The following is a 15,121-nucleotide window of genomic DNA, read 5'->3' as shown; positions in this document are numbered from 1 at the left end:
GCTCAGGAGCGAATGACTCTAACATAGCGTTTTTGAAGGGGTCAAGGAGCGAGCACTGCGCGGGAATCCCCAGAACGAACCAGTTCTCCTATTGCAGAGTCATGGCCAAAATTCGATTTAGATGATTGCTGCTATTTTGACGAGATATGCGTGGCTGACTATAATTCGCGGGCGTGGGGCCGACCTAGGCGGCGAGAGACGCCAGGGCGGAAGGACAACCGTTCGATCGCTCTCGCCACTACGAGGATACCGAATCGCTATCGAGCCGCCACCGGCGTGCTCGGTTGCGCATCGCGTGCCGCGAGGCTCTTGCGCCGATTATTCGAAATCGTGCGATCGATGATGGCGCCGCAGTTGATGCATTTCCAGGCGTAAAAAATCAGGAAGAAATCTGAGAACCGCTCCAGCATCATGAGGCCTTTGCACTTCGGACATTCCATCGATCCCTCCCAGGTGATGACATGCACAGCTGCCGGCCTGGCTAAGCAAGAGCTACACCACATGGTCGCCATACGTAATTTCAACACCTTAGCTGCTACGTATTTGCCACCAAGGGGGATCCAAGGAGTCTTTTTCCGGTACAAAAACGTTCACCGTGTCATATTTTTGTTCGGGAAAAGCGGAAATACAGGAAATGCTGACGGGAACGACAGGCATGAGTATCTCGCACTGGCCGGAGGCTGAACGCCCCCGCGAACGACTCTTGGCTCGGGGCGCAGCCGCCCTGACCGATGCACAGCTCCTGGCTATACTGCTGCGGGTGGGCCGACACCGGTCCACCGCCGTCGAAGTCGGCATGGACGTGCTGCACCGTGTGGGTGGACTCAACGGGTTGGCCCGGTGCGGACTTGAGGAGCTGTGCGCCGTCCCCGGCATCGGTGAGGCGAAGGCTGCGCAACTCAAGGCCGCGCTGGAGCTGGGCCGGCGAGCGATGGCGTTGCCCCTGTCGAAAGGTACGAGGATTTCTTCTAGCCGAGATCTGTTCAACCACTTTCATTCCAGCCTGCGGGATCTCCGTCACGAAATTTTTAAGATTGTGCTCTTGGACGCGAAACACAGTATTGTGCGGGAGGCCACGGTCTCGGAAGGCAGTCTGACCCTCAGCATCGTCCACCCCCGCGAGGTATTCTCGCTGGCCGTGAAGGAGTCCGCGGCAGCGGTGATCTTCCTGCATAATCATCCGAGCGGCGATCCCACTCCCAGCCGGGAAGACCGACAGCTCACGGCCAGACTGGTCGCAGCCGGGGAGATCCTCGGGATTCGCGTACTTGACCATCTCGTCATCGGTGACGGACACTATGTCAGTTTTGCCGATCAAGGATGGCTGCATCGATCCGGTAAGGCTGACCTGACGCCAGAGGAGGCTATCGAACTGTAACGCATCTCTCCGGAAGCCCAGAGACTTCCGGCAAACCAGAGGAGGGCCTCATGAACGAGCAGCAGACCGCGTCTCTCAGGAATGTGGCTGTGATCGGGAGCCGGGGAGCAGGAAAAACGTCACTCACGGAGGCACTGCTCTTCTGCGCCGGGGCCGTCTCCAAACTTGGCACGATTGCCCAAGGTTCGACCATATCGGACTTCGAACCCGAGGAGCAGCACCACCGCAGCTCCGTGAGCACCGGTCTCCTCCGATTCGCGTGGAATCAGACCTCCATCACGCTCCTGGACACACCCGGCTCGTTAAGCCTCCTGGGCGAACCGCTGACCGCGCTTGAAGCCGCAGATGCCGTCATCGTCGTGCTGAATCCCGACACCGGCATCCGCAGCGAACTGATTCGGCTCTGGGCCCGCGTCCGGGAGCGACATCTCCCATGTTTGTTGTTCATCAATGAACCCGAGAACCATTCGAAGCCGCTAGACGACCTGTTGGCGGCTTGCCGGCGGGACCTCGACGTCAGTCCCATACCCATGACGCTGCCCCTCTATCACGAAGGGGTGATGGAAGCAGTCGTCGACCTCCTCGGGCAAACGGTCCTCCGCTCCAAGGCCGACAGCCCCAAATGCGAAACCTGCGCCGTATCTGAAATAATACAGCCTCAGGCCACCGAGGGCTTGAGACGCCTGCAAGAGGCCGTCGCCGACATGGACGACCAATTGTTGGAGCGATACCTCTCTGCAGGAGAGCTGACGGCCAGCGACTTGGCGACCGGTATCCGGATCGGCGTGCACAAGACCGGATTGGTTCCGCTGTACAGCGGTTCGGCGTTGAGAAACGTCGGGGTCGCCCCCTTGCTGGCGGCCATCAAGGAATGGCTTCCATCGCCGGAAGAACGGCCGCAGGCGGTGCCTGTCACCGACGGGGACCAACTCGCCGGTGCAGAGGCCGCCGCGTCCAATCCCCATCGAGCGTCCTTTTCGGGATTCATCTTCAAGACCCTCATCGATCCGTTTGTCGGACGCCTGTCTTACGTCCGTATCGTCTCAGGAGTCTTGCAGACCGACTCCACCGTTTATAACGGATCGAAACAGATCAAAGAGAAATGCGGTCATTTGTATACGCTACTCGGAAAAAAGCACATGGCGGTACCATCGGCCACAGCAGGGGAGATCATCGCCATCGGAAAACTGAAGGACGCCCAAACGGGGGATACCCTGTGCGAGGAGCGAGATCCGGTTCGCTATTCTTGGCCGGCCCTTCCGCGTCCCGTGTTGTCGTTCGCGGTCGAACCAAAATCGGGCGCCGACATCGACAAGGTCAGTCTTGGCCTCCACAAGTTGATCGAAGAGGACCCGACGCTCGATTTTTCACGAAACGCGGACACGAAAGAGATGGTCCTGAGCGGCATGGGACAGCTCCATCTCGATCTGGCTCTGGAAAAATTACATCGCAAGTATGGAGCCGATGTCGTCATTCATACCCCAAAGATCCCATACCGGGAGACGATCCGCGGCACGGCGCAGGCGCAAGGCAAGTACAAGAAGCAGACCGGCGGCCACGGTCAATACGGCGACTGCTGGCTGGAGATTGTCCCGACCGCCAGAGGAACAGGCTTTTCGTTCCAAAACCGGATCGTGGGAGGCGTCATCCCAAGAAACTTCGTTCCCGCCGTCGAAAAAGGCGTCGTGGAGGCCATGCATCACGGCACGCTTGCGGGATTTCCCGTCGTCGACATCCGTGTGGCGGTCTATGACGGGTCATACCATGTCGTCGATTCCTCAGAGATGTCGTTCAAGATCGCGGCTTCCATGGCCTTCAAGAAAGCAATGGAGACGGCCCATCCTGTTCTTCTGGAACCGGTGATGAACGTGGAAATCGACGCGCCGGCCGACCATATCGGAGCCGTGATCGGCGATCTCAACGCCCGGCGGGGTAGGATTCAGCACGTGGAGGCGCGAGGGCATGCCGAGTTGGTCAAGGCGTTGGTCCCCCTGTCCGAACTCATGACCTACACCACTACGCTCAATGCGTTGACCGGGGGCGGAGGGAGCTATGTGATGGAGCTGGCTCGCTATGAGGAGGTCCCTCGAGAGATCACTCTGAAGATCCTGGAGGAGCAGAAAGCGGCACGGCAGACCGTCACCGCTCCATAACGAAGCCCTTATGGATCTCCCGCTTTCAAGACGACGTAAAAGGCTCGATTCTCCCGCAGCACGCGCAAGAGGACGGTCTCACCACGGCGGATCTTTGAGACGGCCGCCGTGAATTCACCGACAGAACCGACGTCGACGCGGTTGACTTCTTTGATCAGATCGCCCTCTCGCAGCCCTTCGGATTGAGCCAGGCTTCCCGGTTCCACTTTGGTAATCAGCACGCCGCGTGTTTCCCGCAACCGAAACTTGTCCGCCAAGGCGGCCGTCAGATCCTGAAGGTCCAGCCCCAGCTTCACGTCCGTACGTGACGGCGGGAGGGAGGCGACCACCGCTTGATCCCGTCGTTCGCTCAGAGCGACATCAAGCACCATGCGTTTCTTGTCCCGCACCACCTCGACCTTGGCCGTGGCACCCGGTTGCAACCCTGCCACGACTCGGGAGAGCCGGTTGGGGGTGTCCACCACGGTGCCTTCGATCCTGGTGATGATGTCGCCCGGTTTGATGCCGGCCGCCGCCGCCGGATCCTTCTCGAAGACTTCATTGACAAGCACCCCTTCGTTTTCCGTCACACCGAACTTCCTGGCCAACTCCGGCGTCAACGGCTGGATGCCCACGCCCAACCATCCTCGGATGACACGGCCTTGGGCCACCAATTGCTGCAGTACCTGCTTGGCCATGTTGGACGGAATGGCAAACCCGATCCCTTGCGCAAAGTTGATGATGGCGGTATTGATGCCGATCACCTCGCCACGCAAGTTAAAGAGCGGCCCCCCGGAGTTGCCCGGATTGATCGAAGCATCGGTCTGAATAAAGTTCTCGTACCGAGACAGATTGACGTTCTCACGACCGATCCCGCTCACGACACCGAGCGTCACCGTCCGATCCAGGCCGAACGGATTGCCGACAGCCAAGACCCATTGCCCCACGCGCACCCCGGACGAATCGCCGAACTTGGCATAGGGGAGGGGATGATCGGCGGTGACCTTCAGGACAGCCAAGTCGGTATCCGGATCCTTGCCGACGACCTGCGCGATCAGCTTCGATTTGTCGGAGAGCCGTACTTCAACTTCGCTCGCATCCCCGATGACATGATTGTTCGTGACGATATGACCGTCGGGATCGATGAGGACGCCGGAGCCGGAACCGGGAGAGTTCGGCGTCCGCTCCTGCAGAAAATCCCGTCCTTTTCCGCTCGGGCTCACTGGAAAGAGATTGACCACCGACGGCTTAGTCGTTTCGGCCAACTCGGTGATGACTGCTTGAATCTCCTCCAACATCTGCAGACCGGTCGCCCTTCCGGCCTCCGCAGCTCCCGCGCCCGTGCGCTGCACGGAGATGATACACACCACAAGGGTCGCCAGCATGACGAACAGAACGGGGGGTCTTCTGAACGAAACTATTAGTGTCATGGTCTCGGCAGTGTACACCACCGGGAATCGAGAAACATACGGGAGGTCGCCGGGTCAGCCATCGCGCTAAATGGGCTTGACTTTTCGGGACGTCCCGAACCAGGTCGCTACCTGGTCCAACTCGGAACGCGACCCCATGACCACGACGATGTCATCCGGCTGGAACACCAAGGAGTCGGACGGCGGGATCAGAAACGGTCCCCGAAACACAGTGAGCAATCGGACCGATGCCGGGAGCGTCAGATCCGAGGCATGTTTTCCGATGGCAGGAGCGCGCCGGGCCACGAACATCCGTTCCAACGCAACCGAATGCAGACTCAAGTCGCGCTGAAGCGTCAGCAGGTCCTCGTGAATGGTTTCCATCTTCAGTTCGCGAATCTGTCCGTCGACGTGATGCAGCGCCTGCTTCAGGTCGCGGATACGCCCGAGCGACTGATCTAACGTCCGTTGAAGCTCGTCGGGCGCGATCGAGAGGCTGCCCCGGCCAGCCGATATCTTGTCGGAAATGACGTCGGCAATCCGGTGCCCCAATTCGCCGTGCGCGCTTTCGATCTGGCTCAAGAGCTGGGCGGCCTGGCTGTGCAGACGCAGGATATGCACCTTCCGATTGACACGCTCCGCCACCGCCACGACCGATTCGTAGACGGCGCTGCCGGTCAGCGACAGTTCCTTCTGCAAGCGGCCGATGAATTCCAGGGACACCATCCGACGATATCTCTTATGTCTGATAAGCGCTATTATGTCAACTTATACGCGTTCTCCGCTGGGTCCCATCCAGCCAAGGATCCCATCTTTGGATCTACGCTAACACAGCCCGGCGGGTCACCGCCAGATCGCACAACAATCGACATGCGTATGTGAGCGAGCCAGCAGCACGACGGACGTGGGCGCGGGATTCAAGAGGAAGCTGTGTAGGATGTCTCCAACGGGCTATCCGTGTTCATCGGGGCAGTTTCGAAAATCTTCTCCTTGTCGCCTCCTCCTCAAATCTTGGAGCACCTCAATAATCGCTTCGGGCCTGGGAGGACATCCTGGGATGCGCACATCCACCGGCACGTGACGCTCGACCGGCCCGGTCACAGCATAGCTTCCCTTGAACAGCCCACAGTTGATGGCGCAGTCGCCCAGAGCGATCACCAGCTTCGGATCCGGGGTTTGTCTATATACAACTTTCAACGCCCGTTCCATATTCACGGTAACTGGCCCGGTGACCACGAGGGCATCGGCATGACGAGGGGACGCGGCGATATGGATGCCGAATCGCTCAATGTCATAGACGGGGTTCGTCAGGGCGTTCATCTCCATCTCGCAGGCATTGCAGGAGCCCGTATCGACCTCCCGAATGGTCAACGAGCGTCTGAACGGCTCGGCTTTCTGGCGAGCTTCTCTAAGCCCTCCGTCCGCCGATTCCGTGGGGGCGGAATGACGGCCCGTCACGATTCCTGTCTTCAGGCTTTTCTTAAGAATGCGGAACATGTGCACCTCCGGCTAGAGATCATTCCCGGCGTACGAGAGATTGAAGCTCTTATTGATGAGCGGGAAATCGGGAAGTATATTTCCCGTTACAGCCCACTGAATAGCCGGCCAGTTCACAAAGGAGGGATCGCGCACCTTGCAACGATGGATCCGACCCTGCTCCCCCGCCATGACGAAACAGAGAATTTCGCCGCGCCAGCCTTCGACAGCTGAGACGGCCCAGTCTCCTACCGTCGGAAGATCGCTCGATTCAGCGACGAGCCCTCCGGGTGGAATCAGCCGAGCGATCTCACGGATGAGGCGTACGGATTCGTGAATCTCGTCGATACGCACCCGCAGACGGGCGCGGACATCGCCGTACCGGTAGAGCGTCACCTTCACCGGCAATTCGTCGTAAGCCGCAAAGGGACGGTCACGCCGCACATCCTGGTCGAGTCCCGATGCCCGCCCAACCACCCCGATGACCCCATGGTCCCAGGCGATCCGTTCCGCAAGTACCCCTGTGGTTTCGAGCCGGTCGGTCAAGGAGGCGTTCGCAAGAATGATGGCCTCGAGTTCTGAGAAGTCCTGCTCAATCCGATTCAACTCGTCCACCACCTCTTCCATTCTCCGGGGGGCGAGATCGTGAACAACCCCTCCCAGACAGAGGGCTCCGCGCAAGAATCGCGAGCCGGTCAGACGATCGTTGAGCTGCATGAGCTGTTCCTTCATCCGCGCGCAATGCGCATGGGCCAGCACATAGGCCGTATCGTTACAGATCGCCCCCACATCCCCAAGATGGTTGTGAAGTCGTTCCAGCTCCAGAAACAGGGAGCGCAGATAGCGGGCTCGCCGCGGCACCGTCATGTGCATCACCGTCTCGATAGCCTGGCAGTACGCGAGACCGTGGCCGACCGTAGTGTCGCCGGAGATCCGTTCGGAAAGCGGCAGCGCGGCCGCGAGCGGCTGTTGCTCGAACAGTTTTTCGATGCCTCGGTGCTTCCAGAAATGACGCACCTCCAGCTGCATGATCGGTTCGCCGGCTACGGAGAAGCGAAAGTGCCCGGGCTCAATAATACCGGCATGGATCGGGCCGACCGGGACTTCAAATACGCCCTCTCCTTCCACGTGACGAAACCGATACTCACCCGGTTGCCGTTCCAGCTCCCGGTCCCAGGAAAAGTCCTTCTTGAGCGGATGTGTTCCCTTCGGCCAGTGTTCGTGCCGGACCAAACGGCGCAGATCCGGATGGCCGTGCGGAATCAATCCATACTGGTCCCGAACTTCTCGTTCGTACCACTGCGCCGCATGGACAGACGGTGTGATCGATGGAAAGAGCCGATCACCCCCCGTCCGCTCCAGCGTCAGCAATACCCAGGGCCCGCGCGATCCCAGCCCGAAGAGGTACTGAATCTCGTATCGGTCCGCGATCGGTCTGCCGTCGAGGGCGAACAGCAGCGCCAATCGGCCTTGTAGCTTGCGGTGCAAGCAGCTTGCGAGAGCGAGCAATTGAGCAGGAGCCACACGATACTGGATCACGCCCGCGCGGGATGACGACGCTGGCGGCAACGTCGGGAAGGCCGCGCGAAGCTGCTCATCAATCAATGCATCATCCGACATCGCGTCCTCCTCATGCTATCGGCCGACCAACAAGGTGGAGGCCGTTTCAAGCAACTGGTGCAAGGGCGGAGGCAAGACCCAGCCCAATCCGGCGAGAAGAAGGCTTAGGAAGAGAAGCGAGAGATGTCCGGCCGACCAAGGTTCTCCCTGCACCACGGTTTGAGGCGCAGGCCCCCAGACCATGCCGGTAATGCGGTAGAGAAAGCCGGCAAACGCCACGAGGCCGCACAGCAGCAAGAGCAGGACGGAGCCGCCCACTCCCTGAGCCCCCCACCCGCCCGGGAAACCCGAGGTGCCCAGCGCGGTGACGATCTGCATTTCGCTGGCAAAGAGCGCAAAGGGCGGTAGCGCCGCCAAGGCGAGCCCCGCGACCATCAGCGCCAGCGCGGAACCGGGCAAGACGCTGGCCAACCCCTGCACCTCCCCGATCTCCACCGTCTTGTAGCGCCGGTGAATATTGCCGGCCGCAAAGAACGCCAGCGATTTCGCGAAGGCATGATTCACCAAATGGAACAAACCGCCGAAAACGCCGATCGGTCCGCCGACTCCGAATCCGACCATCGCCAGACCCATGTGCTCGATGCTGGAATAGGCCAACAGCCGCTTGTAGTTGTGCTGCAGCAGCAGAAACAGAGCTGCAATCGCGAAGGACACCAGGCCGAACAGCGCCAGCAGGCTGCCGGAAAATTCTGGCGAGACGGCCTGATCGACGATACCCCTGCTACGCAGGATGGCATAGACGGCGACCGTTTCCAACACGCCGGCGAGCATGGCGGCGACCGGCGCCGGGGCTTCCGTATAGGCGTCAGGCAACCAACTGTGCATCGGCACGAGGCCGACCTTCGTCCCGTAGCCGACGAAGAGAAAGACGAAGGCAAGCTTCAGAATGTGCGGATCCAGTTGCGTGGCGATCGCCTGCAACTGGGTGATGTTCAGCGCCGAATTCACGTCGCCGAGCACGCGGAGAGACGAATAGTACATGAGGACGACGCCGAACAGGGCCAGCGAAATTCCGACCGAGCAGAGAATCAGATACTTCCACCCAGCCTCGAGCGACTCGCGCCGGCGCCAGAACGCGATCAAGAAGGTCGTCGCCAGCGTTGTGGCTTCGATCGCCACCCATTGCACGCCAAGACTGTTGGCCACCGTGGCGAGCACCATGGCCAGCAAGAACATGTGAAACAGGAAAAAAAACAAGTTCAGTCGGTGGGGCGCAATAGTTCCCCTGGCCACCTGTTCATCCATGTACGACCGCATATAGAGCGAGCAGGCCAGACCGACGGTGCCGATGATGAACAGAATCACCGACGAGAGGGCGTCGATGTAGACCATCTCGTCAAATACCATCACTGAACCCTGTGTCAGGACCGTTCGGGCGAGCAGAATTTCCGCCGCCACCAGGAGGCCCATACTGCCGAGATTTACCAGGTGGAGTTGTTGGGAACTACGAATGAGGAGGCTCCAGCACCCGGCCGTGAACGGCGCGCACAGCAGTACGGCCACGGCAATGGTCGTCATTGTGGGCGTCATTCCTTCAACTCGCTGAGACGGCTGGTGTCCACACTGTCGAACGCATCCTGCAGCCGGTTCGTATAGATGCCGGCAATCAGCGCCGCGATCAGCACGTCGAAAAAGACGCCCAACTCGACGATCAAGGGCATACCGTACGTCGCCGCGGTTGCGCCCAAGAACAGTCCGTTTTCCATGACCAGAAAGGCGATCAACTGGGTGACGGCCTTCTGTCGCGCGATCATCGTGAAAAACCCGATCAGTACGATGGCCAGCGCAATGGCGAGTGAGTTTCGGGTCAGCAGGTGGCCGAACGAAATGATGGGTTGCGTGATGATGAAGGCAGTCATCACCAGGGCTCCGCAGATCAGCAGGCTTGCCGGAACATTGACATTCATGACGAGTTCGCGCGTGACATTCAGGCGCTCGATCACCCGCCGCAGCACGTGCGGAATGACGACGCTCTTAACGACCACCGTCAGAGCCGCGGCAATATAGATGTGCCGTGTCCCGGTCAGAAACGCCACCAGCGTCGCGGTCATAGCGAGGAAGGCGGACTGCAGGGCGAAGAGATCCACGCAGGCGGATAGCCGTCGCTGGGCCACGATCGCAAAGCACGTGAGCAGCAGCATGGCCGATCCGAGATCCACGAGTTGCGCGCCGATACGAGGCGTGAGCCAGGACATGGTCAGTCTTGCAAAATGTAAAAAAACAGCAGCCCCAGCAGCGCCAGAATGAAGGCGACGCCGAGCAGATCGGTGACGCGGAAAAGGCGCAGTTTGGCGAACATACACTCGATCAAGCCGATCAGTGCCGCCAGGAGCGATACCTTCGCCACATAGACCATGCCCCCGACCACGAGCGCCAGGGGCGTTGGGTCCGTGGCGATACCCCAGGGAGCGAACACGTTGGCGATGAGCGTCAGAAATACCAACAGTTTGATGGCCGAAGCCCATTCGAGCAGGGCCAGGTACCGGCCTGAGTACTCCAGAATCATGGCTTCGTGAATCATAGTGAGTTCGAGATGGGTGGCGGGATTGTCGACGGGAACACGGCCCGTTTCCGCGAGGGTGACGATGAACAGCGCCGCGAGCGCCATCAGATGTGGCACCGGATCAGTGGCCACTCCCTCGAGCAGCGCGGTCTTGTGGACGATCGTGCTGAGGTTGGTTGACCCGGCCGTCAGGGCGATGGCAAAGATCGACAAGATCATGGCCGGTTCCGTCAGTGATGCGACGATGGCCTCACGACTGCCGCCCATGCCGCCGAATGCCGAACCCGCATCGAGCCCGGCCAGGATCAGGAAGAACGTACCGAGGGCGAACAAGTAGACGAGCGCGATGATGTTGCCCGCAAAGCTCAGGGGAACCTGAGCGACGAAGACCGGCACCAGCAAGCCAGCTGTCAAGGTAGAGCCGAAAACAATGTACGGCGTCGCTGTGAAGATCCACGAAGTGGTCGACGAAATAACCGACTGCTTTCTGAACAGCTTGGCCAGGTCCGCGTAGGGTTGGAAAAGGCTTGGTCCACGCCTGCATTGGAGCCGAGCCTTCACCTTGCGGATGAGCCCGACGATGAGCGGCGCCAGCATCACCAGGACGAGCACCTGGGTCACCGAGAGGACAATGGCAGACAGGATAGTCGGGATCAGCATCCGTCGTTCCGTTACAGCGCAATCAACAACAGCAGTACGAGGGTGACGAATATATAGGCCAGGTAGACGTGGAGACTCCCCGCCTGGATCACCCGGAGCCGGTCCGCCAGTGCAGGCATGATGGCGGCCACCGGTAGGTACAGGTATGTTTCGAAAATCGGCTCAATGCGCACGGTGAAACGCCGGCTCTTGGCGAAGTATTGCGATTCGTGCATCAACTCGGTTTCGAGTTTGAGGGTCGGCTGATATATCGTCCCGAATACCCGCTTGATCGGTTGGACGAAGGCCGTAGCCGTATATTCCATGCGAGGTGACAAATTCAGACCGCACCCCCAGGTTCTGGCATACCGCTTCTCGCGCCATCCTCCAGCCAGAGCAGTCAGTGCAAGAGCCATCATCGCGGAACCAGCGATGAGCATCGCCAATACCGGTGACGAGAGGCTGGAAAACTCGGCATCGACCGGGATCAGCGTCCATCCGCCCAGGGCGAGCATCTGCCCGGCAATCGAACGGCCGGTCATCGGCTGAATCACATGATCGAGTAGCGGCACGACGACCATCGGTGCCAGTCCGAGCAGCACACAGGTCGCCGCCAAAATGATCATCCCGATCCTCATGGTCCAGGAGACTTCTTCGGCATGTCGGGCATGAGAGCTACGCGGCAGCGCCAAGAATGAAATGCCGAACGCCTTCGCGAAGCAAACCAATGCCAGGGCTCCGGTTAATGCGAGCATCGCGGCAGCGAGCGGCAGCATGAGCTTCATTAAGAGCGAGGGGACCTGACCGCTCTGAAAGAGCGTTTGAAAGACCAACCATTCGCTGACGAATCCGTTGGTGGGCGGTAACGCCGAAATGGAGACCGCGCCGACGAGGAAACATGCCCCGGTCCAGGGCATGCGACGCAGCAAACCGCCGTATTCTTCCATGTTGCGGGTCCGGGTGGCGGAGAGCAGTGCCCCGGCCCCGAGGAACAGTAAGGCTTTGAACAGAGCGTGATTGACCGTATGATACAGGCTGGCCAACAAACCCAGTGCTACCAGGTCTTCCAATCCATAGGCGTGAAACAGCATCCCGGCACCGAGACCGAGCAGGATAATCCCGATGTTTTCCACACTGTGATAGGCCAGGAGTCGTTTGAGATCGTGCTCCATCAAGGCGTACATCACTCCGAGAACGGCTGAGACTGCGCCGATCACCAAGACCAAGAATCCCCACCACCAAGGGAACTGGCCACCGAGAAAGTCGAACGACACCCGCAAGATTCCGTAGATCGCCGTCTTGATCATCACTCCGGACATGAGGGCCGAAATATGCGACGGGGCGGCGGGATGGGCGTAGGGCAACCACACGTGCAGAGGCACGATCCCCGCCTTGGTTCCGAATCCGATCAGAGCCGCCAGAAAAACGACCGTCTGCAGCGAGGTCGGCAGCACCCGTTCGGGATGACGGAATGCTTCGAAGGAGAACGTGTTCCCCTGTTGGAACAGCAGAAGGAACATCACGACAATGAACGCGGTTCCGATGTGGGCCATGATCAGGTACAGGAACCCGGCATATCGCACGTCCGGATCTTCGTGGTCCGTGACCACGAGCAAGTAGGAGATCAACGACATCAGCTCCCAGGCGATGAGAAATAAGAAGCCGTTGTCCGCAATCACCACAAGCGTCATCGCACAAAGAAACGCGTTGAAAAGCGCACCCAGCGCGGCCGGTGACACACGGCTGGGCAGATGTCGCAGATACCCGACGGCATAGATCGCCGCGGCAAGACCCACAAGAGAGATGGTCAAGAGGAAGAACGACGCCAGAGCATCGAGGCGGACGGCAAAGGCGAGAAGCGGTATCGACGAGGACCAGGTTAGGGTCAGCGGATCCGGTGCGACGACCCCGGTGGCGCCGAGGACGATCCCCAGTGTAGCGGCGACACCTGCAAGGCTGTTCGCGAGGAGGTTTTGGAGGGTCGGTCTGACCGGAATAGTGAGCGGAAGAACAATCCCGGCGGCATACACCGCCAGCATGACTGTGAGAAAAATGGCCATCAACTATATGTACTTGACGAACCGGATGTCTTTCACGCTGGAACCATGGTAGCCTGTTGCAGAGTGCTCGAGATCAGTGGCCCTGCTTCTGAATCATCGGATCGATTTCCTTCTTCACATTCTCAGTCACGCCGTACCGCACATACTCGTGATCCAGCACCTCGTTGGCATAGAGCCGACCGGTCGGAGCCGGTATCGTGAATCTCGCCGAGGCGGTGCCCTTGGGCTCTACGGTGACTGTTTGTTCGGTGACGGTTCGGACGTAGGGGTGCCAGACCACCAGCTTGTACGTGCCGGCCGGCACACCGGTGATGGTGAAGCGACCCTGCTCGTCCGTCTTGGCAAAATAGGGATTGCTCACGGCCACTCCCCAGCTTTCCATGTAGGCATGGAAGCCGCACTGCATCACGAAGATTCGACGACCCTTGCTGAGCTTGACCAGCTCTTTCATTGGCGCGCCGGCCATGTGACGATGATAGAGGGCGGCCTCACTGCGATCCTTAAAGTTGCGTGGGTGGAGAGGATTCATCGGCAACGGCACATTGAACAGGACGCGTGCGCCCAGGTGCGACGTTTCATAGGCTTGAATATCGTGCATCACCGGGTCCATGTTGACGACGGTCACGGACTCTTCGTCGCGGACGATCGTGGTAAACGGCAGGAAGCGACAGTCTTTCGCTTCGATCTGCGGGATGCCTGCTTCTTCGAAGGGCTTGCCTTGACCGACGCCATCCAGATAGACGACCACGTCGCGAAACTCGCCGGTCGGCGCGACGTCGAACGGCTGCAAAATCCGCCAACCCTGTCCGTCGGAAATGCGTCCGCAATAGAGCGGATCCGGCAGCGTCGTCAGGTTATATCCTTTGGGCTTGGGGACCGCCCCATCGAGCGTCACGATCCCCGTGATGGTTCCACCGTCCTGTACCGTGATCGCTTCATACGAGGCCATCGCCGGCGAAACCAGACCTGTCGTGACCGTCATTATCGTGGCGAGAATACATCGATGCGTCATTATTCCTTGTTTCCTCATTGGGGCCTGATTAGAACCTATCTCAAAATGGGTATTCCGGTAAGAACCGGTCATGCTCGCGAAAGCGGGCATCCAGAGTGACCTGAATAGTCTGGATTCCCGCCTGCGCGGGAATGACGACAGCAGACCCCATCCCGTCATAAACGAATTTTGAGATAGGTTCTACTGTCATGTGTCGACTCCCAAACCACAGCGACCCAGACCGGCTGAACGGACACGGGTTCGGCATCCAGAAGGCCGTCGTATCCTTGCCTGTAGAGCGCTGCCACGGATTTTCCTTCTCTTAGACTCGCTGAAGCCCTCACACAATCCCTCTTGCCACGATGGTTCGGTGTTCGATCAGTGCACGGACACGAACCACGGCTTCGCTGGATAGAACCGGTTTCACCTGCATCCAAAAGAAATCCCCGCCGTTGCGAGGTAGGCCATCGAGCATTTCCCACAAGACCTGCCTGCGCATTCTCAGAGAGGGGACTGCAACGGACGTCCCGCCTTTATCACACAGCGGGCGATACCTTCCCGCGCCTGAAGATTATTGGGGTCCGCGGCCAGCACCCTCTTCCAATGGACGAGTGCCTCCTCAGACTGATTCAGACGTTCCAGCAAGGAGGCCAGTTCGCAACGCGCGCTCCCATCCGTCGGGCACAGAGTCAGGGCCTGCTGCAGTGCCGTGAGTCGATGATTCCATTCGCTGGACATGAATCTGACAAGTCAGTTCCTTCTGACCGTGCAGGGATGGTGCCTGGAATAATCAGACCGGGGGCTGAATGGAAGATGCTAAGAAGACGGCGTGTTTACGCGAATGACGCAAAGGAAAGGGACTACAGAAAGGTAGCGTCTTTCATCGTCTCTGCAAGAATTGCAGATTCCTGCT

At 59.4% G+C, this 15,121-nt stretch carries 14 protein-coding genes; 2 read left to right on the top strand and 12 right to left on the bottom strand.

Annotation, left to right across the window (positions count from 1 at the left end; genetic code table 11):
• Positions 1 to 257: 257 nt before the first annotated feature.
• On the bottom strand, positions 258 to 440 hold the full coding sequence (locus tag P0111_09160) for a hypothetical protein (protein MDF0644188.1): 183 nt from the start codon (positions 438 to 440) through the stop codon (positions 258 to 260).
• Positions 441 to 655: 215 nt separating this feature from the next.
• Here P0111_09160 and radC point away from each other — a divergent pair, with 215 nt between their 5' ends.
• Positions 656 to 1,378: a DNA repair protein RadC gene (radC, locus tag P0111_09155; protein MDF0644187.1), complete on the top strand. Its 723-nt coding sequence runs from the start codon at positions 656 to 658 to the stop codon at positions 1,376 to 1,378.
• A 50-nt stretch (positions 1,379 to 1,428) separates the two neighbouring features.
• Positions 1,429 to 3,531: an elongation factor G gene (gene fusA, locus P0111_09150; GenBank protein ID MDF0644186.1), complete on the top strand. Its 2,103-nt coding sequence runs from the start codon at positions 1,429 to 1,431 to the stop codon at positions 3,529 to 3,531.
• An 8-nt stretch (positions 3,532 to 3,539) separates the two neighbouring features.
• Here fusA and P0111_09145 read toward each other — a convergent pair whose 3' ends face one another.
• The 11 genes from P0111_09145 to P0111_09095 form a co-directional block, all read right to left on the bottom strand.
• A complete protein-coding gene (locus P0111_09145; protein MDF0644185.1) occupies positions 3,540 to 4,940 on the bottom strand; it encodes a Do family serine endopeptidase in 1,401 nt (466 codons plus the stop codon).
• Positions 4,941 to 5,006: 66 nt separating this feature from the next.
• Positions 5,007 to 5,645 (bottom strand): TrkA C-terminal domain-containing protein, encoded by a 639-nt coding sequence (locus P0111_09140; protein ID MDF0644184.1) that lies wholly within the window; start codon positions 5,643 to 5,645, stop codon positions 5,007 to 5,009.
• 225 nt (positions 5,646 to 5,870) lie between these two features.
• A complete protein-coding gene (locus P0111_09135; GenBank protein ID MDF0644183.1) occupies positions 5,871 to 6,416 on the bottom strand; it encodes an NADH-quinone oxidoreductase subunit B family protein in 546 nt (181 codons plus the stop codon).
• 12 nt (positions 6,417 to 6,428) lie between these two features.
• Positions 6,429 to 8,015 (bottom strand): NADH-quinone oxidoreductase subunit C, encoded by a 1,587-nt coding sequence (locus P0111_09130; GenBank protein ID MDF0644182.1) that lies wholly within the window; start codon positions 8,013 to 8,015, stop codon positions 6,429 to 6,431.
• 15 nt (positions 8,016 to 8,030) lie between these two features.
• On the bottom strand, positions 8,031 to 9,533 hold the full coding sequence (locus P0111_09125; GenBank protein MDF0644181.1) for a hydrogenase 4 subunit F: 1,503 nt from the start codon (positions 9,531 to 9,533) through the stop codon (positions 8,031 to 8,033).
• 8 nt (positions 9,534 to 9,541) lie between these two features.
• Positions 9,542 to 10,210 (bottom strand): hydrogenase, encoded by a 669-nt coding sequence (locus P0111_09120; GenBank protein MDF0644180.1) that lies wholly within the window; start codon positions 10,208 to 10,210, stop codon positions 9,542 to 9,544.
• A gap of 2 nt (positions 10,211 to 10,212) precedes the next feature.
• Positions 10,213 to 11,178, bottom strand: coding sequence for an NADH-quinone oxidoreductase subunit H (locus P0111_09115; GenBank protein MDF0644179.1), 966 nt, complete (start codon positions 11,176 to 11,178; stop codon positions 10,213 to 10,215).
• 11 nt (positions 11,179 to 11,189) lie between these two features.
• Positions 11,190 to 13,217 carry a hydrogenase 4 subunit B gene (gene hyfB, locus P0111_09110; GenBank protein MDF0644178.1) on the bottom strand — a complete coding sequence of 676 codons (2,028 nt, stop codon included), beginning with the start codon at positions 13,215 to 13,217 and terminating at the stop codon, positions 11,190 to 11,192.
• Positions 13,218 to 13,290: 73 nt separating this feature from the next.
• On the bottom strand, positions 13,291 to 14,229 hold the full coding sequence (locus P0111_09105; GenBank protein MDF0644177.1) for a carboxypeptidase regulatory-like domain-containing protein: 939 nt from the start codon (positions 14,227 to 14,229) through the stop codon (positions 13,291 to 13,293).
• 40 nt (positions 14,230 to 14,269) lie between these two features.
• The gene (locus P0111_09100) at positions 14,270 to 14,419 is read right to left on the bottom strand and encodes a hypothetical protein (protein MDF0644176.1); all 150 of its coding nucleotides are present in this window, start codon (positions 14,417 to 14,419) and stop codon (positions 14,270 to 14,272) included.
• A 290-nt stretch (positions 14,420 to 14,709) separates the two neighbouring features.
• Positions 14,710 to 14,946, bottom strand: coding sequence for a tetratricopeptide repeat protein (locus P0111_09095; GenBank protein MDF0644175.1), 237 nt, complete (start codon positions 14,944 to 14,946; stop codon positions 14,710 to 14,712).
• Between the last annotated feature and the right edge of the window lie 175 nt (positions 14,947 to 15,121).

The organism is Nitrospira sp. (assembly GCA_029194535.1).
Classification (GTDB): domain Bacteria; phylum Nitrospirota; class Nitrospiria; order Nitrospirales; family Nitrospiraceae; genus Nitrospira_C.
The sequence above is the reverse complement of the archived record's forward strand: the minus strand, read 5'-3'. Positions and strand labels throughout refer to the sequence as shown.